The organism is Streptomyces malaysiense (assembly GCF_000980885.2).
Lineage (GTDB): Bacteria > Actinomycetota > Actinomycetes > Streptomycetales > Streptomycetaceae > Streptomyces > Streptomyces malaysiense.
Genome location: NZ_LBDA02000052.1, coordinates 47,841 through 65,799 on the forward strand (window position 1 = coordinate 47,841; position 17,959 = coordinate 65,799).

Below are 17,959 nucleotides of genomic sequence, written 5' to 3' on the forward strand. Positions count from 1 at the left end.
TGGAGGGGTTCGACTGCGACGCCTCACCGAAGCTGCCCGCTGCCCAGATCCGCGACCTGGCCGCCCTGCGCGAACGGCCCCGGCTGCCGGCCCGACAAGCGACCGGAGAATCCCACCGACAAACCCGGCACACCCTCGAAAGGCTGATCAGATCACCGGCGGCCCCGCCTCGATCCGGCGCATCACCGGGGGCAAGCGGTCCAGATCGGGGCCGGCCTGAACCTGCCGCTCGTCCCACCAAGTGGCGCCGGCGTCACGCAGCGGACCGATCACGTCCTTCGCCTTCACGGCATCCGAGGGCGTGGCCCCGCCGAGCACGAGCTCGAAAGGCCGCTCGGCCCCGCCCATACGGTACTTGCGCACATAACCGGCAAGATCCCGGACCTCCGCCACATCGGGCACATGCCCATGCCGGGCCGTCTCGAAGAGCGGTACCGCCCCGTCCCACCGTGCTGCCCGCCGCATCGGCGGGCGACGCGGCCAGAATCCGCCGATCCACACTGGCGGACCAGGCCGTTGCACGGTTGCGGGCAGCAGCGTCACGTCCCGGACCTCGTAGTGCCGGCCATGGTGGTCCACCGCCTCGCCGGACCACCAGCGCCTCAACAGCTCCAGCCCCTCGTCCAGCCGCTCGCCGAGGAGCCGCGGCTCGGTGGTGTCGCCGAAACTGCGGTACTCGTCCTCGACCGGCCCGCCCAGGCCGGCTGCGAAGATCACCCGGCCGCCGCTGAGCTGGTCCAGGGTGGCCACTTGGCGGGCAAGTTGCTGCGGACGATAACGGGGGACCGGTGTCAGCAGGGTGCCCAGCCGGATCCGCGAGGTCGCCAGCGCGGCCGCGGTCAGCAGCATCCAGGGGTCTCCGAAGGGGCGCCCCTGGTGTTGTCGGTGCAGTACGTGGTCCCAGACGAAGAGCCCGTCCCAGCCGGCCTGTTCGGCGGCGGCCGCCACAGTCGCGACGTTACGGGGGTCGGCGAAGTCACCGAAGTTGGGGATGTTGATGGAGAAGCGCATCCCAGCAGGATGCGTAACCGGCCGCGAAGGATCAATCGGATTCGGAACCAGGCGGCTTCCCGAGAGGACCCCGAAGACGCAGCACTACACGCACCCTACTGGGATCGCGGCCCGAGGCCGGACCGACGGCAGGGCCGCCCCCCCACTGCGGTGACGTCCGCGTCGGGAGAGCGAAACCACAGCACAGCAGCCGGACGAGGGGCGCGAGTCGTCGAAATGCTGGACGAATCCCGATCGCGTGCCCTCCCGTCTCCAGTGTCCTGGCCGCGCTTCTCAAGCAGCCTGGCCCGACTCGTCGTTGGTCTCAATTGACGTGGTTCGTCTTCCCGGTCGCCGCACTACTCTGTCGGGCCATGAACGTGGACCGCTGGTTGGCAGACACCCGGACCTCCTACGACACGGTCGCGGTCAGCTATGCCGACCAACTACGCGAGGCGCTGGCCGGGGCGCCGTATCTTCGGGCGGCTCTGGCACTGTTCGCCGACCTGGTGCACACCGCCGGCGGCGGGCCGGTGGCGGACGTGGGCTGCGGACCTGGACACATCACCGCTCACCTGCACGATCTGGGTGTGGACGCCTTCGGCGTCGACCTTTCACCCGGGATGGTCGACGTGGCCCGGCGTGACCACCCCCGCCTGCGGTTCGAGGTGGGCTCGATGACCGACCTCGACCTCGCCGACGCCTCCGTCGTCGGCCTGCTCGCGTTCTGGTCGTTGATCCACGTCCCCGACGAAGCAGTCCCCACGGTCTTCGGCCACTTCCGGCGCGTGCTGCGTCCCGGCGGGCCACTGCTGCTCGGCTTTCACGTCGGCGACGGGTCGAGGCTGAAGACGCAGGGCTACGGCGGCCATCCGATGAACGTCCACGTTCACCGCCGCCGGCCTGACCAGGTGGCGGCCTGGCTAGGCGATGCCGGGTTCACCGTCGAGGCCCGAATGCTGATCGACCCCGACGAGAGCGTTCCAGGTGCGGTCCTCTTCGCACGCCGCCGGTCCTAGGTGCCGCAACAGGCACTAGCTTGACCTTTGACGTCCGGCGTCGAATGAACCGCTCCGGGATCTGTGGAGGTTCTATGCGTTGACTCCAGCCGCCGGTTGGGGCTGGTGTTGAGCGTAGCGGTTGGTCTCGTGCCCGGTGGGCGGCATGTCACCGATCGCGCTGCGGAGGCGCTGGTCGTCGAACCAGTCGACCCATTCCGCGAGGTCGTTGGAACGTGGCCACCAGGCTCCGTCGACGTGTCGGGAGCCGATGCCTCGCGTCTTCAGTGCGATTCGTGTGTCCGGTGTCCGCCGTACGTGGGAGTCGTGATCGCCGGGCTGGTTCTTGTTGTCATTGCCATGACATCTGTGAGCGTGGGAACGGCCTTCGTTCCGCCTGCCATCGCTCTTCCTCGCGTCGGGTCGTTGCGACTAGGGCCTGTTGTGAAAGTGCTGGTCACAGCTAGGGCCGTTGGGCACTCGGGGCCGCATGGACGACGTGCGTGCGTCTCGGCACACGCTGTTGTCTCAGCGAGCGGCGTGCGTCCCGGTGTTCGGGGCGCACGCCGCGGGTCCTGGTGGGGGTCCGGCGGGTCACGCGGGGTCGCGCTGGACGGGGCAGGTCATGCAGCGCGGGCCGCCGCGCCCTCGGCCCAGCTCGCTTCCGGCGATGGGGATGACTTTGACGCCCTGGTCGGCGAGGTAGGCGTTGGTCGTGGTGTTGCGTTCGTAGCCGACGACCAAGCCGGGGGCGAGGGCGAGGAAGTTGTTGCCGTCGTCCCACTGTTCGCGCTCGGCCGACCGGCCGTCCAGCGGTGCCGTCAGCAGCCGGACCGCGTTCAGGTCGAGGGCGCGGGCGAGCGAGGAGCCGAGGTCGTCGTCGGCGCTGACGTCGAAGCCGCAGGCGCCGACGGCTGGGGTCAGGGTCCAGGAACGCAGCGCGGGCAGCTGCGGGTAGAGCACGAAAGCGTCGCGGTCGACCATCGACAGTACCGTGTCGAGGTGCATGAAGGCTCGGCGGGCGGGGAGTTCGACGGCGATCACCCGGCGGAAGGCACCCTCCGCGAACAGTTCCCGGGTCAGCTGTTCCACTGCCTGTGGTGCCGTCCGCTCGCCCATGCCGATCATCACGGCGCCGTTGCCGAGGACGTGGACGTCGCCGCCCTCGACGGTAGCGGGGCCGTGGTCGTCGGTGCCGTCGAGCAGCGGCCGGGTGCCGGCGAACATCGGGTGGAAGCGGTAGATGGCGGCGCTGTGCACGGTTTCGCGACGGCGGGCGGCCTTGGCCATCGGGTTGATCGAGACGCGGTCGCCGATCCAGCAGGAATTGTCGCGCTGGAAGAGGTGGTTGGGCAGCGGGCTGAGCGCGAAGTCGTCGTCGTCCAGGGTGTTCCAGGCCAGGCTGTGCGCGCCGACCGGGTGCAGGTCGTGCTTGAGCACGCCGCCGATGAGGTGCTCGGCCAGGGCGGACGGGGTCGCGGCGTAGCACAGTTCGCGGATCGGCAGCACGAGTGCCGGGCCCACGGTGTCGTCGTTGACCACGCGCTCGACCACCCACTTGCGGGCCTCCGCGATGGAGAGGGTCTGCGCGAGCAGGTCGGCGAAGTAGTGGACGCGTACCCCGTTGTCGCGCAACACCTGGGCAAACGCGTCGTGTTCGGCACGGGCCCGCTCAGCCCACAGCACGTCGTCGAAGAGCAGGCTGTCGACGTTGCGCGGGGTAAGGCGGGACAGCTCCAGCCCAGGGCGGTGCAGCACGGCCCGCCGCAGTGTCCCGACCTCCGAGGCGACGTTGATCCCGGTCATGGTTCTGCTCCTGGTGGTGTGAAAGGGGACGAGGGATGTCAGAGGACTCAGGCCGCGGTACGCGGAGGCAGGTGGCGGACACCGTCGTGCGCCGGGTGGGCGGAGGCGGCGCCCCCGTCGCCGCAAGCAGCGTTCTCCCCGTACTCGCCGCGTGAGCGCTTGAGGGCGATGTAGACGGGGATGCCGAGCAGGACGGCGAACAGCCCGTAGTAGACGGTCTGGTAGCCGCTGCCCTGGATCGACCAGTAGGAGAAGGCCATCGCCGCCGCGCTGATCACGATGTCGCGCACCAGCCGACCGCGCGGCACGGCACGGCGGTGCGTGATCAGCCAGTACAGCTGGGCGGCGGCGGAGAAGAGGTAGGGGATAGCCGCGGTCAGCACGCTCAGCAGGACGATCGCGGTGAAGACGTTGTCGAAGCTGCTGTAGGCGGCCACGGTGATCAGCGAGGCGAGGATCGTGGCGGCCAGGATGCCGAAGACCGGTACGTCACGGTGCCTGCGGGCGAACGCCTTGGGGAACAAGCCGTCACGGGCGGCGGCATCGGGCATCTCGGCGCAGATCATGGTCCAGCCGCCGAGCGCCCCGATGCCGGAGACGATCGCGGCGACGGCGATGGCGTCGCCTGCCCAGGTCCCGCCGACGATGTGGTTGGCGGCGTCGGTGAACGGCGCGGTAGAGGTGAGCAGTTGGCTGTGCGGCACGGCGCCGAAGACCGCGAGGGTGCCCAGCAGGTAGACGGCGGCGCAGGCCAGAGTGCCGTAGACGGTGGCCCGGGGCACGTTGCGGCCTGGATCACGAACCCGTCCCGCGGCCACCGAGGCGGTCTCCAGGCCGATGTAACTGAACAGGGCGATGGCGCCGGAGGCCGAGATCGCGCTGAGCGGCGAGCCCGAAGTAGCGTTGAAATGGCCGAGGTTGCGGGCATTGAGGAAGGCGAGTCCGACGGTGGCCATGAGGATCAGGGGAGCGAACTTGAGCACCGTGGTAACGATCTGGAACACGCCCATGCTGCGCAGGCCCGCGAGGTTGACGGCGGCCGGAATCCACAGCCCGGCCAGCGCGACGGCCGCGGAGCCCCACTTGGCGTGGCCGGTGTTGACGAAGACCTCGACGTAGCCGACCCAGGCGACCGCGATGGCGGCGTTGCCCGCCCAGGCGGTGATCCAGTACGACCAGGCGTTGAGGAATCCGGCGAACTCGCCGAACGCCTCGCGAGCGTAGACGTAGGGGCCGCCGCCGCCGGGGACCCGCTTGGCGAGCCGCCCGAAGGTCAGGGCCAGCGCGATCGCCCCGACGGTCACCACGGCGAACGCCACCAGCGAAATGGGGCCATAGGGCGCGAGAGCGGAGGGAAGAGCGAAGACCCCGGTGCCGATGATGCTACCCACGATGAGCGCGGTGGCGGTCGGCAGACCGAAGGACTTTCCGTCGCTCCGGACTTCGGACGTCTGCTGCGGTGCCGGCCCGGAGGCGGGTGGTCTGGTGGTGTGCGGCATGCCGTTCCCCATCGTTCGGTGAGCGACCCGGCCAGTGCGTCCTGAGCGGTGACGAGCGGCGCCGGGGCTGACGACGCCGATCATGTGCCAGTCACGGACGCCGCCGAGCGGGCCGAAAGTCCCTCGTCGCAGGGCCGGAAGGCATGACGGGCCCAGACTGGGCCGAATGCCTCTCGGGAGGAGGGTCGTTAGGCCCGGTGACGAGGACCCTTGCGCACTGCCCGGCCGCGCCGCAGGCTGCGAGCGTGGTCGCGATCCTCCGTGAGCACGTCGCGTCACCCCGACCCGGCGCGCCCTGGGGGCGCTGACCAGGGCACCCGCGTGCCCCCTTGAGAGACCGGAGTCAGGCCATGACCACCTCCCTGTACGGCCGCAGCTTCCTGAAGGAGACCGACTTCTCCGCCGAGGAGTTCCGCTCCCTGATCGACCTGGCCGGAGAGCTGAAGGCGGCGAAGAAGGACGGCACCGAGGTCCCCCGGCTGACCGGCCGCAACATCGCGCTGGTCTTCGAGAAGACCTCGACCCGGACCCGCTGTGCCTTCGAGACCGCCGCGTACGATCAGGGCGCGCACGTGACCTACCTGGACCCGTCGGGCAGCCACATCGGACACAAGGAATCGATGAAGGACACGGCACGGGTGCTGGGCCGGATGTTCGACGGCATCGAGTACCGGGGCGCCGGCCAGGAACTGGTCGAGGAGCTGGCGCGATACGCGGGCGTGCCGGTGTGGAACGGGCTGACGAACGAGTGGCACCCCACCCAGATGCTGGCCGACCTGCTGACGATGCGGGAGCACAGCGGCAAGCCGTACGACCGGATCTCGCTGGCCTACGTGGGCGACGCGCGCAACAACGTGGCCAACTCCCTTCTGGTGTCAGCTGCGTTGCTGGGCATGGACGTCACCATGGTGGCGCCGCGGGCGCTGTGGAACCCCGAGCCGGTGCGGGCCGCCGCGAACGATCTGGCCCGCCGCTCCGGCGCAAGGCCGGCGCACACCGAGGACGTCACGGAGGGCGTGGCGGGTGCGGACTTCATCTACACCGACGTGTGGCTGTCGATGGGCGAACCGCAGGAGATGTGGGCCGAGCGCGTGGCGCAGCTGCGCCCGTACCAGGTCGACGAGACGGTGCTGAAAGCCACCGGCAACCCGGACGTGGGATTCCTGCACTGCCTCCCGGCGCTGCACGACCGCAGCACCGAACTGGGTGAGGCCGTCCACCGACTCACCGGACTGGACGCGCTGGAGGTCACCGACGAGGTCTTCGAGTCCCACCACTCGCTCGTCTTCGACCAGGCGGAGAACCGCCTGCACACCATCAAGGCGGTCATGGTCGCCACCCTCGGTCGCTGACCGGCCGCCGAGGCGTACAGGAGAAGAGCATGCGTACAGTCGTCGCGCTGGGAGGAAACGCCCTGCTGCCGCGGGGCGAGCGTCCCGACGCCGCCCCGCAGGCCGACCAGGTGCGTCGCGCCGCCGCGGCCCTGGCACCGCTCGCCGCCTGCGGCGAACTCGTCGTCACCCACGGCAACGGGCCGCAGGTCGGCTTGCTGGCCCTGGAGAGCGCCGGTGACCCCCGGCTCAGCCGCCCGTACCCGTTCGACGTGCTCGGCGCGGAGACGCAAGGAATGATCGGATACTGGTTGCTCCAGGCACTGCACAACGCCCTGCCGGACCGGCGCACCGCCTGCCTGCTCAACCAGACCGTGGTGGACCGGGACGACCCTGCGTTCGCCCGCCCCACCAAGTTCGTCGGCGCGGTCCTCACCGAGGCCCAGGCACGTGAGCAGCGCGAGCGGCTCGGCTGGGATGTCGGGCGGGACGGCGAGGCGTGGCGGCGGGTTGTGCCGTCGCCCGAACCAGTGAGTGTGGTGGAGGCGGACCTGGTCGGCGTGCTGCTGGAGGCCGGCGCGGTCGTCGTGTGCGGCGGGGGCGGCGGCATCCCGGTGGTTATCGACGAGTCGGGAAGGCTGTCCGGGGTCGAGGCAGTGGTCGACAAGGACCTGACCGCCGCGCTGCTGGCCGAGCAGTTGAAGGCAGACACCCTGCTGATCCTCACCGACGTGCCGTACGTCGAACTCGACCACGGCACCCCTCGTGCGCGCCCGCTGCGGGAGACGACGCCCCGGCAGTTGGGCGGGTACGACTTCCTGGCAGGGTCGATGGGACCGAAGACGCGAGCTGCGGCGCGGTTCGTGGAACGGACCGGGGGACGTGCGGTCATCGGCAGGCTGGCCGACGCCAGAGAAATCCTCGCCGGTACGGCGGGCACCCGGGTCACGCCCGACGCGGGCTGAGGCCTGCACACCGAAACAGCCCTGGCGGGACACCCCGCCGGGTCCGTTCGCAGTCGCTGCGGCGCTGAGAACCGATCACCGCCTTGAGCACGTGGAAAGCAGTACATGGGTCCCACAGCGTGTGACAGACCGGTGGAACGGACCGGTTCACGCCCAGCAGTCGCGCTGGTCGAGGTAGTCCTGGAAGGCAGTCGGTCGGCGGGGCGTGGGTGGTGTTCCAGGAGCCGGACGGCGTCGTTCCCGGCGGCAAGGATCCTGGTCTTGGGCTCGGTGGGGTTCTTGCCCAGGCGGACCGGCCGGCCGTAGCGGAGCCCCAGTCCTCATCGACCAGTTCGTCGAGCGGGTGCGGGGACGTGCCGGCGACTTCTTCGAGTGCGGCGCGGACGGCCTCGGTGATCAGCTCCAGACGGGTCAGGTCGCGCACCGCGGCCAGGACGTGGGGGGAACCGGTGCGCTGCGTGGTGCGCTCGCGGACGAGACCGGCCTCCTTCAGGCGCGCGAGCGCGAGGTCGAGAAGACGGTCGGCTCGGCCGCCCTCGGTGAGACGGTCACGGAAATCGGCCAGCACGCTGTGATCGGAACGGGCGCGAAGGGACAACGGGCACCTCGGCAGCTTCGCCGGTCCGAACTACCCGAGCGTCAGCTCATACTGAGCGAGGGGCTCTGCGGACCGTCCATCTGGTGATCCGCCCAGACGCAGCTTTCGGGGAAGCAGGTCGTCGGGGGAGGGGCCGCCGCGATGTCGATGAGGGGGGTGATCGTCCGGAGTTCCCGTGGCCCGGCCCACGGCTCCGAGGCCGGCGAGCGGAGAATCGACGACCAGCGGATCACGGCGTGCGTGTGCTGGGGCACAGGACGAAGTGCGGGAAGGCCCGGCGGCTGGGCTGGTTGCCGATCTCCTCCAGTGCTGCGCGGATCTCGCGCAGGTGGTCGGTGGTCATCTGCAGCGGGGCCTCGTCGGGCTGGTAGACGGTGCGGATCGGATAGTCCACGCCCGGTTCTCGGGACATTTCGATGTGGCAGCCGAGCACGTGGGTGACCGTCCGCTGGTCGCAGAAGTCGATCAAGCGATCGATCGTCCGGATGAATGCCTGCCAGTCCTCGATGTAGAGCCGGCCGGGGTAGACGGTGTCGCCGGTGAGGAGGAACCCGGTCCACGGGTCGTAGAACGTGACCGCCGCCTCGTGATGGCCCGGGGTCGCCAGACATTCCAGCGCCCGCCCCCCGAGGTCGACCCGCGCCACGGAATCGGGGCGGTCGGTGAATCCGAAGTACGGCCAGGCGGTGGCCGGCTCCGCGCCGATCACCGTGGTGTCAGGACGATCGCCGAACTGGCCGTCACCCGCGACGTGGTCACCGTGCGGATGAGTGTGCAGCACCAGCAGTCGGTACCCGGGCCGCGGGTGACGCGCGAGCCAGGACTCCATGAGCTCGTCGACCACCTGGCGAAGGGGGAAGAACTCGGCGGATTCGGTGGCACCGGTGTCGATCAGCACCGCCCGCTCGTTGCCGAACAGCAGGAACAGGAAGGGCGCCTCGTAGTCGATCGCCATGTTCTGTCGGAGGATGAACGTGTGCTCGTCATAGCCGTGGACCTGGATGTCCGGGTCGGTGTTGTGCTTGGCCGACGGCGAGCCGTGGATCCACCGGACGTCCAGCGCACGAGGCCTGGGAGTCGCTCCGGTGAAGTCGATCAGGGAAGTGCCGGCACCCATGACGTCTCCTTGAGTGCGTCGTCTTGGCGGGCCGGGTACGGCGCACATCTCGTCCGGGGCAGGCACCTATGAGCCGCCACGACGACGCTAACACGCATGTCCGGGTCGGTCGGATGCCCGGCGCGGTCTTCCGCGCGGTCGCCGTCCGCCCCAGGTGGCGCCGGAAACGCCGGAGGAGACCTGGCATTCACGCGCCGGCCGCCCCATCGGGGTCGTGCTGCACACGAAGCCGGGCCGATGGCGAGGCCACTTCAGGCTCAGGGCCCGTGATGCGGAGAGGGCAGGATTCGAACCTGCGTGGACCCTTGCGGATCCGACCTCGAGGCGTGCTCGTCGGTCCCCGATCAACCACTCCGGGCACCTCTCCTCGCTCCCGGCTCCCGTGGGTGTCGGGGGCCGTTCACGTGAAAGAGAGTGACACGAGCCCCTGACACGGGGCTGACATGTCCGGGTCCGCCGGAGCTCGCGTGCGCCCTGAGCGGCGGTACGACGCGTGGTGCGGGGAGCGGCCGTACATGAGAGCGGGTCGTCGCCGTCGCCGTCGTCGTCGCCGTCGTCGGGTCACGGCCGGGTGACGGGTTGGTCTTGCACCGGCGGGCCGGCGGGCCGGCGGGAAGCGCCGGAAGCCGAAGCTCAGCTCCGCGATGACCTGCCCGCAGCATGGACGCCCCACCGCGGCCGACGCGTTCTCGGGCTTGGACGATGCCGCCGCGGGCCTTGCCGCCGGGGGGAGGGACCTGCCTGGGCCTTCGGGGTGCGCAGCCGCCTGGTCCAAGGCCCAGGCGGTACGTGCGCCGGTGCCGGGTCCGTGTGCGACCGCCGGGCGCCGGCGCGCGTCAGCTCGGTGCGGGCCGTGCGCGGGGGCTGGGCGCTGGGTGCCCGCGGTTCGGCCGACCGGTGCCGGTGCATGAGCAGTTCCGGTGCATCCGGCCGACCGCGTGAGAACACACCGTGGTGTCGTCCACCGCCCAGCGGCCGGCCGTCAGCCGTATCGGCTTCCGACGCCCGTCCCGGCAGCGCCGGTGTGACACTGGTGGGATGGCGCACAGGGTTCAGGAGACGGACCGGCGTTTGGAGCGAGCCGTCCTGGAACTGCTGGACCGTCGCGGCCCGACCGCGACGATCTGCCCCTCCGACGCCGCGCGGGCGGTGTACGACGGGGACGACGACGGCTGGCGCGCGCTCATGGAACCGGCCCGCCGCGCCGCACGGCGGCTGGTCGTGGCCGGCGAGGTGGAGATCACTCAGTCCGGCCACCCCGTCGATCCGGCCACGGCCCGTGGTCCCGTCCGCATCCGCCGGGCCCGCTGACACGGCGGACGCCAAAGCGCAGCGGCCGGCAACGGGCGTGAAAGACAGCGGTGAGCGTCAGTGAACGGTCCTAGCGGCCGGCTGTCGGCGCGGCCGTCGGATGCCACTCGCGGCGCAGGAGGCCGAAGACCCAGGAGTCGGAGACGTCGCCGTTGACGACGCAGTCCTCGCGGAGGGTGCCTTCGCGGACGAAGCCGAGCTTCTCCAGGACCCGGGCGGACGCCGCGTTGCGGGTGTCGGTCTCGGCCTGGACGCGGTTCAGGTCCAGGGCGTCGAACGCCCACCGCAGGACGGCGTGCGCGGTCTCCGTGGCGTAGCCGCGGCCCCACGCGGCGGTTTCGAAGACGTAGCCCAGGGACGCGCTGCGGAAGTCCGGGTTCCAGCTGGTCAGGCCGCACCAGCCGATGAACGCGCCGTTGGAGACGCGTTCGACGGCCATCCGCGCTCCCGTGCCTTCCTCCTCGATCGTGCGGCAGGCCGCGATGAAGCGCTGGGCGCGGGCCGGCGTGGTCCATGGCGGGGAGTCCCAGTAGCGCAGCACGTCGGCGCTGCTGTGCAGCGCGTAGAGCGGCGCCGCGTCGGCGTCGGTGAACGGCCGCAGTCGCAGGCGGGCGGTGTGCAGTTCGGGGGTGGGCAGAGTCATGCGGAGCATCCTGCCGCGTCACGCTCGCCTCGGACCATCCAATAAGCGAGCCGATCGGGGGCGCGTACGTCCCCGGTGACGCCGGGCCCGCCGCATGGGCGGTGAGTCCGCGGTACCGAGCCGGCACGGCGAGCGGACGTCTGCCGTACCGGCGTGCCCTCGGGACGCCGCCGGCCCCGTGAGCGACCTCCTTCCCAGCCGGGGCCAGGGCACAGGGCAGCCCTCGTTCCTCCGGACCGGGCCGAAAGCCCGATCCGTCGAACTGGCCGAGAACCAGATCGCGGAACTTCCGTCCGTCCAGCAGGACGGGCCGCTCGACCCTTTGCGGCGGATCTCCGCGGTATCGGGGTCGGCGGGCAGGAAGGACGGCCCGGCCGTATGCTCCGCCTGATTTCGGCCTCGTGCCGGGCTCACCGCGCCGAACGGGTGCTCAGCGGAAGCGGTGCAGGTGCTCGCCGAGGAAGGCTTCCAGGGTGCGCGGGGTGCGGCCGGTCAGGCGGGTGAAGACGCCGTCCGGCGACTCCTCGCGGACCACGGCGAGCCGCTGGATCTCCACCACGTGGGCCGCGAGCCAGTCCGGCATTCCGGCCCGGGTCACCAGGTGGGCGTGCAACTCGGCCGGGGCCAGGTCGAGGTAGCGCACCGGCCGGCCGAGCAACTCGCTCAGCAGGTCGGCGAGTTCGGGGTGGCTGTAGGCCCGCCCGCCGGTCAGCGGGTACGTCGCGCCGGTCAGCTCGGGGCAGGTGAGTACCTCGGCGGCGGCGTCACCGATGTCCCGGACGTCCACGTAGTTGCACCGGGCCTGCCCGGTCGCCCCGTGCACCACTCCGGCCGCGGCGATGCCCGGGGCCAGCAGGAGCAGCTTCTGCATGAAGGCGTACGGGCGCAGAACGGTGGTGAGGATGCCCGAGGAGCGCAGGCGCGCCTCTATCTCGTGGTGTCCGCGGGAGACCCTGACCGGTGAGTTCGGTTCGGCGGCGGGGGCGGAGACCTTGACGATGTGCGCCACACCGCGGTCGACGGCGGCGTCGACGGCGTTCAGCTCGTACCGCACCTGGTGCGGGCCGTTGGCCATGGTGAGGAACAGCTGGTGTGCACCGCGGAAGGCCGTGCGCAGGGAGTCGGGATCAGCGGCGTCCACCGGGCTGATCTCGGTCCGGGCGCGTGTCTGGTCGTCGAGTCCGGCGGCCAGGCGAGCGGGGTCGCGGCTGAGCGCGCGGGCCGGAACGCCGAGAGCGGCGAGGCTGCGCAGCGTGGCACCGCCGGTGGCGCCGGCGGCGCCCATGACGACGATCATGGGGTGTGCCCTTCAGGTCGGAGCGAGGGGTCGAGCGGGCGCCCGGCCCCCAGGTCGGGGCGGCTGCCGCGCCAGCGCCAGGTGGTGATCGTGGCGGCGATCGCCGACGAGACCGGCAGGTCGATCGGTAGGCGGCGCGGCCATGGGCTGTCGCCGAGTACGGGGACCAGCGGGAGCCAGTGCGCGGCGGCGAGGCCGGGCAGGAGGGCGAGCGCCGCGGCCGCCAGGCCCGTTCCGGCGGCCGCGAGGGCGCGGGGTGTCCGGGTGGGGCGGGAGCGGACGCGGCGGCGTAGGACGGCGCCGAGGGCGGCGGCCACCACGGCGGAGGTGCCGCCGATGGTGGTCGGCGCGGCGACGGCCAGCTGCGGCTGGTGTGCGACGACTCCGCCGAGCCCGGCCGTGACGGCGGGCATGGCGTAAGCGGTGAGGACCTCGCGCCACAGGACGAACGGAGGGGGTGCTCCGGGGGCCTTCTTGCTCATGCTTCTCCCTACTCGCAGAAATGTGATTAGCCGCCTAAGTATGAATGCTTAGGTGCCTAACTATTTGGACGGAGTGGCGGCGGGCCGCAGCGTCCGCCCGCCTGTGCGTGGACGGATCGGCGGCCCGCCGTGGGTGGCGGGGTCAGTCCTCGGTGAGCGCCTCGATGCCGGCCACGATCCGGGCGAGCAGGTCGAGGAAGACGGTCCGCTCCTCGACGGAGAGGCCCTCGACCATGGACTGCATCCGGGCGAAGTGCTCCGGTGCCAGCTCGCGCAGCCTGTCGGCGCCGCGAGCGGTGAGGATCACGACGTTGCCCCGCCCGTCCTCGGTGGATGGGCGGCGGGCCACCAGACCCTCCCGTTCCAGCCCGTCGACCAGCCCGGTCACGGTTGCCCGGGAAACCCCGAGGCTGGCCGCGAGCTGCGACGGGGACTTCTCGCCGCCGTGGTCCTCGAGGTCGGCCAGTAGCCGGTAGCGACCGGTGGAGAGCCCGAAGCGGCCGAAGTGCACTTCGCCGGCCTGTCCGATCCGAGCCCCCGCCCCCATCAGGCGGGCCGCCACCAGGACCGCCTGGGGGTCGGCCGTCAGGCCGTAGCGCGCGATCTGGCGTCGGGCCTGTTCGAGGGAGGGGGCGGCCGGGTCGGCCTGGTGGTGCGGTGTCATGCAAGTAATATGGTGCCTAATCAATCGATCCGTCAAATTTCTGCCGGCGGATCGGCCAGTTACGGATCGGTCGGCTGCCGCCCCGATTCGGCCGGCCCGGCGGTCGTCGCGGGTCACGGCCCGGCCGCGCGGACGGCGCTGCGCGTCGTGACGGGCGAGCGCACCGCCGTACTCGTCCGCCGTACCCACCCGGGCCCTCTCCTCGTCGTCGGCTCGTCCGGGTGCCGACCGCGCACCGCACCCGCTCTCCCCGGGCCCGCCGCCGATGCCAGGACCGTGAGGCCCTGACCGACGGGGGCCGGAGGGCTCGCCCGTCGATGCTGACGGTGCGTCCGGGGCCCGGTCCCGACCCGAGGAGGGGCCGGGCCCCGGGTCCCGGTCCCGGGAAGGGGCCGGTCCCGGCCCTGTCGCGTGCGGCGCCGTCGCTCCTACGCCGAGCGGCGGAAGGTCCTCCGGTACGCCAGCGGTGTCGTGTCGAGCGTGCGGTGGAAGTGGTGCCGGAGCGTGGCGGGGGTACCGAGGCCGGTGCGGTCGGCGATCTGCCCGATGGACAGCTCGGTGGTTTCGAGCAGTTCGCGGGCCAGGTCGACACGGGCCCGGAGGAGCCACTGCAGCGGTGTGCTGCCGGTCTGTGCGCGGAACCGGCGGTTGAGGCTGCGGATGCTCATCGCGGCGTGGCCCGCGATCTCCGCCAGGGTGAGCGGCCGGTGCAGGTTGCGCTCCATCCAGGTGAGGGTGGGCCGCAGGGACGTGCTGCGGTCCTCGGGCACCGGGTGTTCGATGAACTGGGCCTGCCCACCGTCGCGTTGGAGCGGCATGACGGTACGGCGGGCGGTGGCGGCGGCGACCCCGGAGCCGAGGTCCCGGCGGACCAGGTGGAGGCACAGGTCGAGCCCGGCCGCGATGCCGGCGGAGGTCGCCAGCGAGCCGTTGTCGATGAACAGGGCGCCGCTGTCGACCTCGATGCCGGGGTGGCGGCGCGCGAGCTCGTCCGCGTACTGCCAGTGGGTGGTGGCCCGTTGGCCGTCGAGCAGGCCGGTGGCGGCGAGGGTGAACGCTCCGATGCACAGCGAGGCGATGCGGGCCCCGCGGTCGGCCGCCGTCCGCAGGACCTCGCGCACCGGGGCGGGCGCCGGGTCGAGGAACCCCGAGTGACCGGGAACGATCACGGTGTCCGCCTCGGCCGCGGCATCCAGGCCGTACGGGGCGGTCAGCCGGAAGGCCCCGTACTCGGGCGGGGTGGTGACGGCTCGCCCCTGTGCGCACACCCGCACCTCGTAGTGCGGGTGGCCGTCCGCCTGGCCCGCTGCGCCGAAGACCTGACCCGGCAGGGACAGCTCGAAGGGAAGGGCGCCGTCCAGCGCCAGGACCGCGACAACATGCATGGCCAGAATTTAGCGTAGTTGGGCATTCCAGCCTCTCGCGGGGACCCGGCATCGGACGCAGGATCGGTGCATCCCTTCCGCCGCGAACCGAGGAGAACACGCTGTGAACATCCAACTGGCCGACTGGCACGTCGAGTTCGAGCTGCCGCAGAGCGAGCTCGCAGTCGCGGCCTTGCAGTTCGCCGAAGGCGCGGAGCAGCCGTACCTCTTCCGGCACAGCGTCCGCGGCTACCTCTTCGCCCGGGAGATCGCGAACCATCGAGGCCTGCGGCCGGACGTGGACTACCACGACGAACAGCTCTTCCTGGGTTGCGTGCTGCACGACCTGGGCCTGACCGAACAGGGCAACGGCGACCAGCGGTTCGAGGTGGACGGTGCCGACCTCGCGGCCGCCTTCCTGCGTGAGCACGGGGCCGACGACAGCACGGTCGCCGTGGTGTGGGACGCCGTCGCCCTCCACACCTCCGACGGGATCGCCTCCCGCAAGGAACCGGAGGTCGCCCTGGCCCAGGCCGGGATCGCCCTCGATGTCATGGGCCGGGGCAAGGAGGCCCTGACCGAGGGCTTCGCCGAGCGGGTGCACAGCGCCTTCCCGCGCGACGACCTCGGCTACGTGATAGCCGACGCGATCGTCGCCCAGGCCATGGCCAACCCCGCGAAGGCCTCCCCCCTGAGCCTCGCCGGCCAGCTGCTGCGCCAGCGCCTTCCGCACGGCACGGTGCCGGACTGGCACGACCTCATCGCCGGGGCCGGCTGGGGCGACCGGCGTACCGCCGTCCCTGGCGATCACGGGTAGCCGCGCACCGGAACCCGACGCGGTGCTCGGGGGGTTGAAGCGGTCCGTGGTCGCGCGGGTCGGGCCACATGCCCAGGCGGGTCCGACGGCCGGGACCGGGGCGCGGTTCCGGCCCGTGCCGGCCTCTATCGGGTGAGGATCACGACGTCGGAGGGCTTGAGGACGCGTCCCTTTTCGTCCAGCGCCTTTACCTGGAAGTACGGTCCGGGGGCGTTCGTCGTGACGGCTGTCTCGAATCCGGACCGTCGGGCGTGTCCGACAACGACCGACAGCGAGTGGGGGTCGGCCCCGGCGAGCACCTGCCATGCTCTGGTCTGGGTCGAGCCGTTCCAGGAGGCGTAGACGACACTGTGACCGCCGGCGGACCGTGCCGCGGCACTCGGTGGGTAGTACGGTGTGCCGATCCATTCGTTCCGCAACACTCGGTACGAGATGTCGGAACCCGGCAGCTTCGCGTCGTAGAGCAGGTTCCGCGAGCCGTTGCCCTGGGTGTTTCCCGCGCCCGCGTACTCCGAGTAGTACGGGCTCTGGCCCCATCCGATGAATTCGTTGCCGTTCGAGAGGGCCTGGGTGTTTCCCTGGGTCGGCGACTCCAGCGGCGGCTGGTGGTAGTAGGTCCTGTCCACGGTCGCTCTGCGGCTGCGGAAGTCGAGGTTGAGGATCAGGCCGTGCGACACCTGTTCGGGTTCGCCGTCGGGCAGGTCGCAGCAGCCGTCGTCGAACATACTGATCCGGTTTCCCGGCCGGAATCGGGCATCGTGCTGCCAGTAGAAGTCCGCGTTCGGACCGAAGGTGAAGTCGCTTTTCTTCCCTCCGATCTGATAGCGGATTTTCCCGGATCTCTTGGTGACGTCGTAGATCGCCCACATGTTCCGGGCCGAGATCAGCAGTCGGCCGTCGGGCCCCTCGTCGACCGAGTTGATGTGAAAGGCGTCCCACACCCCGTCGGACGACGACGCACTCGAGACAGGTTCCTCGGAATCCGCGGGGTCCAGGTGGTCCAGCGCGTTCCACGAGAAGACGAGTCTGCCCGTCGCGAGGTCGACCTCCTGGATTTCACTGTTCTCGATGGAGCCGTTCTTCGGGCCTCCGTAGGGCGTGAGATCCACGGGCACGGGTTTGGATGCGATGAGCAGCGCGGTACCCCGGCGGGTCAGGGTGAACTCGTGCTCGTCCGGGTAGTAGCCGTGATGCGCGAACACCGTCCTGAGCAGGCGGTAGTGGGTGTCGTAGATGTAGTAGCACCCGCCCGGTTCGGGCGCACCGGCCGGCAGGTTCGTGTACGCCGGAGGAAGCGCGAGGGTCCCCTGCCACCAGGTGAGCACCGGTCGCCCCCGGTCCCTGCGGCCGTCGTGATAGGTCTGGACCTTGAAGTCGGCGTTCTGGAGGTTCGTCGAGGGCAGGGGGCGGAACCAGACCGGATCACCGGAGTTGTCGTTGATCAGTGCCCCGGTCTGGCCGACCATCCGGTCCGCGCTGAACGGGGCGACGAAGATGTCTCCGCGAGCCGTCCCCCGTTTGTTCGCCGTCACGCTCACCCGCATGGGGTGAAGGCCCGGTTCGGAAACGAAACTCCACACGTCGCGGCCCGACAGGATCGGGGGCGGAGTACTTTCCGACGGAGGGAAGGGCTTTGTCGCGCACAGGTGGGACGTGACCTCCTGCGACCCCGTCGCGGCCGAGGGTACGCAGTTCGCCGCAACGCACCCGGCGGCGAGCACGCAGGCGCCGACGGTGCGGCGGGTCCTTCTCCCTGTCCGGCGAGACCGCGGTTCTCGCGTCGTCATTGCCGACCTCCTTGACACCCGGAATTCTTCTTCTGCGGCGGCGTCGCCAGCCTTCAGCCGCTCTGTCCGATTTATTCCTCAAGCCCGTAATGGCCCGTACCGGGATGAGTTGTTCCTCGGGTGAAGATAAGCAGCAAAGGCGGGCGGCGTCTGCTCGATGCAACCCGGGTAGGCCATTCGGCAGGCGTGGTCTCACCCGGACATGTGGCACGCTTCGTTCGACCGGCGCTCGCGAAGCCGGCCGGGCTCGGCCGATCGTCCGCTCGCGCGTCGGCGCTCCGCGGGCCGAA

The 17,959-nt window shown here is 70.9% G+C and carries 16 protein-coding genes, 1 pseudogene and 1 riboswitch; of the genes and pseudogenes, 6 read left to right on the forward strand and 11 right to left on the reverse strand.

Annotated features, from left to right (window positions below; translation table 11 throughout):
• Positions 1-147: 147 nt before the first annotated feature.
• Positions 148-1,011, reverse strand: coding sequence for an LLM class flavin-dependent oxidoreductase (locus tag VT52_RS21565; RefSeq protein ID WP_071387556.1), 864 nt, complete (start codon positions 1,009-1,011; stop codon positions 148-150).
• Positions 1,012-1,364: 353 nt separating this feature from the next.
• On the opposite strand from VT52_RS21565, the gene VT52_RS21570 reads away from it, so the two are divergent.
• Complete coding sequence (locus VT52_RS21570; RefSeq protein ID WP_071387557.1) at positions 1,365-2,009, forward strand: class I SAM-dependent DNA methyltransferase; 645 nt, start codon at positions 1,365-1,367, stop codon at positions 2,007-2,009.
• A gap of 573 nt (positions 2,010-2,582) precedes the next feature.
• Here the strand turns inward: VT52_RS21570 and VT52_RS21575 are convergent.
• Both VT52_RS21575 and VT52_RS21580 read right to left on the reverse strand, forming a co-directional pair.
• Entirely contained in the window at positions 2,583-3,794 is a 1,212-nt protein-coding gene (locus VT52_RS21575; RefSeq protein WP_071387558.1) for an arginine deiminase, read from the reverse strand.
• Between the two features lie 47 nt (positions 3,795-3,841).
• Positions 3,842-5,188, reverse strand: a complete 1,347-nt coding sequence (locus tag VT52_RS21580) for an amino acid permease (RefSeq protein WP_420856296.1) — start codon at positions 5,186-5,188, stop codon at positions 3,842-3,844.
• Between the two features lie 455 nt (positions 5,189-5,643).
• Between VT52_RS21580 and argF the strand changes: the two genes are divergently transcribed.
• The 3 genes from argF to VT52_RS38055 all read left to right on the forward strand — a co-directional run bounded on the left by argF (position 5,644) and on the right by VT52_RS38055 (position 8,274).
• Positions 5,644-6,645, forward strand: a complete 1,002-nt coding sequence (gene argF / locus VT52_RS21585) for an ornithine carbamoyltransferase (protein WP_071387559.1) — start codon at positions 5,644-5,646, stop codon at positions 6,643-6,645.
• 29 nt (positions 6,646-6,674) lie between these two features.
• Positions 6,675-7,589, forward strand: a complete 915-nt coding sequence (locus VT52_RS21590) for a carbamate kinase (RefSeq protein WP_071387560.1) — start codon at positions 6,675-6,677, stop codon at positions 7,587-7,589.
• Positions 7,590-7,932: 343 nt separating this feature from the next.
• On the forward strand, positions 7,933-8,274 hold the full coding sequence (locus VT52_RS38055) for a hypothetical protein (RefSeq protein ID WP_071387561.1): 342 nt from the start codon (positions 7,933-7,935) through the stop codon (positions 8,272-8,274).
• A gap of 142 nt (positions 8,275-8,416) precedes the next feature.
• Here the strand turns inward: VT52_RS38055 and VT52_RS21600 are convergent, their stop codons facing one another.
• Positions 8,417-9,304 (reverse strand): MBL fold metallo-hydrolase, encoded by an 888-nt coding sequence (locus VT52_RS21600; protein ID WP_071387562.1) that lies wholly within the window; start codon positions 9,302-9,304, stop codon positions 8,417-8,419.
• 12 nt (positions 9,305-9,316) lie between these two features.
• Positions 9,317-9,384, reverse strand: a riboswitch (guanidine-III (ykkC-III) riboswitch).
• A gap of 192 nt (positions 9,385-9,576) precedes the next feature.
• Positions 9,577-9,671, reverse strand: a pseudogene (locus tag VT52_RS38060).
• Positions 9,672-10,342: 671 nt separating this feature from the next.
• On the opposite strand from VT52_RS38060, the gene VT52_RS21605 reads away from it, so the two are divergent.
• The gene (locus tag VT52_RS21605; protein ID WP_071387563.1) at positions 10,343-10,615 is read left to right on the forward strand and encodes a DUF3253 domain-containing protein; all 273 of its coding nucleotides are present in this window, start codon (positions 10,343-10,345) and stop codon (positions 10,613-10,615) included.
• 70 nt (positions 10,616-10,685) lie between these two features.
• Here the strand turns inward: VT52_RS21605 and VT52_RS21610 are convergent, their stop codons facing one another.
• The 5 genes from VT52_RS21610 to VT52_RS21635 all read right to left on the reverse strand — a co-directional run bounded on the left by VT52_RS21610 (position 10,686) and on the right by VT52_RS21635 (position 15,086).
• A complete protein-coding gene (locus VT52_RS21610) occupies positions 10,686-11,258 on the reverse strand; it encodes a GNAT family N-acetyltransferase (protein ID WP_071387564.1) in 573 nt (190 codons plus the stop codon).
• A 430-nt stretch (positions 11,259-11,688) separates the two neighbouring features.
• Positions 11,689-12,555: an NmrA family NAD(P)-binding protein gene (locus VT52_RS21620; RefSeq protein ID WP_071387566.1), complete on the reverse strand. Its 867-nt coding sequence runs from the start codon at positions 12,553-12,555 to the stop codon at positions 11,689-11,691.
• Positions 12,552-13,037, reverse strand: a complete 486-nt coding sequence (locus VT52_RS21625) for a hypothetical protein (RefSeq protein ID WP_071387567.1) — start codon at positions 13,035-13,037, stop codon at positions 12,552-12,554. The genes VT52_RS21620 and VT52_RS21625 overlap by 4 nt, the downstream gene beginning before the upstream one ends.
• A 142-nt stretch (positions 13,038-13,179) precedes the next feature.
• The gene (locus VT52_RS21630) at positions 13,180-13,701 is read right to left on the reverse strand and encodes a MarR family winged helix-turn-helix transcriptional regulator (RefSeq protein ID WP_071387568.1); all 522 of its coding nucleotides are present in this window, start codon (positions 13,699-13,701) and stop codon (positions 13,180-13,182) included.
• A gap of 428 nt (positions 13,702-14,129) precedes the next feature.
• Positions 14,130-15,086: a GlxA family transcriptional regulator gene (locus VT52_RS21635; protein WP_071387569.1), complete on the reverse strand. Its 957-nt coding sequence runs from the start codon at positions 15,084-15,086 to the stop codon at positions 14,130-14,132.
• A gap of 103 nt (positions 15,087-15,189) precedes the next feature.
• Between VT52_RS21635 and VT52_RS21640 the strand changes: the two genes are divergently transcribed.
• A complete protein-coding gene (locus VT52_RS21640; RefSeq protein ID WP_107481398.1) occupies positions 15,190-15,882 on the forward strand; it encodes an HD domain-containing protein in 693 nt (230 codons plus the stop codon).
• A gap of 125 nt (positions 15,883-16,007) precedes the next feature.
• On the opposite strand, the gene VT52_RS21645 is transcribed toward VT52_RS21640, so the two are convergent.
• The gene (locus VT52_RS21645) at positions 16,008-17,669 is read right to left on the reverse strand and encodes an arylsulfotransferase family protein (protein WP_240509838.1); all 1,662 of its coding nucleotides are present in this window, start codon (positions 17,667-17,669) and stop codon (positions 16,008-16,010) included.
• Positions 17,670-17,959 lie beyond the last annotated feature (290 nt).

What these genes read in the sequence shown, in the direction of transcription:
- VT52_RS21630 (WP_071387568.1), bottom strand. Translation starts at nt 13,701, where the DNA reads ATGACACCGCACCACCAGGCCGACCCGGCCGCCCCCTCCCTCGAACAG.
- VT52_RS21600 (WP_071387562.1), bottom strand. Translation starts at nt 9,304, where the DNA reads ATGGGTGCCGGCACTTCCCTGATCGACTTCACCGGAGCGACTCCCAGG.
- VT52_RS21565 (WP_071387556.1), bottom strand. Translation starts at nt 1,011, where the DNA reads ATGCGCTTCTCCATCAACATCCCCAACTTCGGTGACTTCGCCGACCCC.
- VT52_RS21645 (WP_240509838.1), bottom strand. Translation starts at nt 17,669, where the DNA reads ATGACGACGCGAGAACCGCGGTCTCGCCGGACAGGGAGAAGGACCCGC.
- VT52_RS21590 (WP_071387560.1), top strand. Translation starts at nt 6,675, where the DNA reads ATGCGTACAGTCGTCGCGCTGGGAGGAAACGCCCTGCTGCCGCGGGGC.
- VT52_RS21635 (WP_071387569.1), bottom strand. Translation starts at nt 15,086, where the DNA reads ATGCATGTTGTCGCGGTCCTGGCGCTGGACGGCGCCCTTCCCTTCGAG.
- VT52_RS21610 (WP_071387564.1), bottom strand. Translation starts at nt 11,258, where the DNA reads ATGACTCTGCCCACCCCCGAACTGCACACCGCCCGCCTGCGACTGCGG.
- VT52_RS21620 (WP_071387566.1), bottom strand. Translation starts at nt 12,555, where the DNA reads ATGATCGTCGTCATGGGCGCCGCCGGCGCCACCGGCGGTGCCACGCTG.
- VT52_RS21575 (WP_071387558.1), bottom strand. Translation starts at nt 3,794, where the DNA reads ATGACCGGGATCAACGTCGCCTCGGAGGTCGGGACACTGCGGCGGGCC.
- VT52_RS21625 (WP_071387567.1), bottom strand. Translation starts at nt 13,037, where the DNA reads ATGAGCAAGAAGGCCCCCGGAGCACCCCCTCCGTTCGTCCTGTGGCGC.
- VT52_RS21570 (WP_071387557.1), top strand. Translation starts at nt 1,365, where the DNA reads ATGAACGTGGACCGCTGGTTGGCAGACACCCGGACCTCCTACGACACG.
- VT52_RS21605 (WP_071387563.1), top strand. Translation starts at nt 10,343, where the DNA reads ATGGCGCACAGGGTTCAGGAGACGGACCGGCGTTTGGAGCGAGCCGTC.
- argF (WP_071387559.1), top strand. Translation starts at nt 5,644, where the DNA reads ATGACCACCTCCCTGTACGGCCGCAGCTTCCTGAAGGAGACCGACTTC.